The 1544-nt window shown below is 31.6% G+C and carries 1 protein-coding gene; it reads right to left on the bottom strand.

The window, feature by feature from the left end:
- Positions 1 to 56: 56 nt before the first annotated feature.
- Complete coding sequence (locus tag HUU89_RS14390) at positions 57 to 1418, bottom strand: ISL3 family transposase (protein WP_175302124.1); 1362 nt, start codon at positions 1416 to 1418, stop codon at positions 57 to 59.
- Positions 1419 to 1544: the final 126 nt, after the last annotated feature.

Genomic DNA, 1544 nt, shown 5'->3' with positions numbered 1-1544 from the left:
GGCTCCATGTCAATAGTGGAGGGGCTTAAGAGATAGCGAAAGCTATCTCTTTTCTTTTACTCAAATTCATATGAGAACCCAAGATGAAGAAGAATCCTCTTTCTTAAATTATAAAAATATCTGTAGCCATAGGCATTTCGTTTTACAAGCTTGACCTTGTTGTTCATACTTTCAATAAAACCGTTATTAAAACTTGTTTCATACGTTTTACCGTTTCTAACATAAACAGCTTTATATGTAAGTGACTTAAGTATTGGCACAAACCAGTTCTTTCTTATGTTTTTTGCAGACGAAATAAAATATGTATTATTTGTTTCAAATATATGGTTCAGCCAGTTATTCAATTCTTTCTTGTAATCATTGTGCTTTTCATGAATAAGTTTCAATAGATTCTGATAGATCATATAGCTCTGGTAGAATCCATCTGTACCATCCTGTTCAAATATATATTCGACATATGTTCTGCAGGTAAAGTGTTTTTTTAAATGACGATCATACCATTCTGTTTGATCATCAAGATCTTTTCTGTATTTGTCAAAAAGATGAAGATTTTTCTTAATAGATTTGGCTATCTTTTCATCTTTTAATGAAGAACAGGTATCCAGTCTGCTTCTTTTTAGACATTCACCGAATAATTTTACATAATGAAAACGATCAGCGATAATAGAAGCATTGGGAAAAAGACGCTGCATGATACAACGAAAAGGATTGGAAAGATCCATAATGATGATCCTTACTTTTTTTCTTTCTTTATAGGAAAATCTAAGAAAATAGTTTCTTAGACTGCGTTCTTTTCTGTCTTCAATAATATCAAGAGTTTTACCGTTGATAGGATCGGTAATATGAAAAGCATAAGTTCCTTTATCAGTGGTTGCTTTAAATTCATCAATAGAAATAACAGACTTAAGATGATAGAATCGTTCTTTTACTTTGATGTGATAAAAAAACATTCTATATACAGAAGATTTAGAAACACCCATCATACGAGAAATAACGGCCATGGCCGTATTCTCTCTAAATTGAATCAGGCAGGCATGAGCAGCAGAAGAAGTCATTCTGGTATTTTTAAATTTAAAAGGGATATCATCCTTAAAATAAGAATGACATGAATGACAGAAATATCTTCTGTATTCAACCTCAATAACGAATTTTTGATGACCATTGGCAATATGAGACAGGGAAATCTTACGTAAACCTTTAGATTCATGATGTTCGATAACGCCGCAATGAGGACAGACGAAATTATCTTTAAGAACAGATCTAAGTCTAATAAATTTAGAATGGTGACCATGCTTATCAAGACCATATCTAAAGCAAGAATCAGAGCCCTCATAAGGGACAGGGATAAAATAATCAGATAAATTATCAGGAAAATCTAGAGATTTAAATAAATCATTGATATAATTCAAAATGGACATAGTGGAATACCTCTTTTCTATTTATTTTTGGTCATTTAAATTGTAAAACGGTATGAAAGCTATGTCTATTTAAATATAAGAAAACTGGAGCAGGATATATTTCCCCTCCAGTTTTAGTATAGAGCC

Source organism: Faecalibacillus sp. H12 (assembly GCF_013361255.1).
Lineage (GTDB): Bacteria > Bacillota_I > Bacilli_A > Erysipelotrichales > Coprobacillaceae > Faecalibacillus > Faecalibacillus intestinalis.
This window is presented reverse-complemented; position numbering and strand designations above follow the sequence as displayed.

Excerpts from the sequence above, each read along its gene's own strand:
- HUU89_RS14390 (WP_175302124.1), bottom strand. The coding sequence starts at position 1,418 with ATGTCCATTTTGAATTATATCAATGATTTATTTAAATCTCTAGATTTT.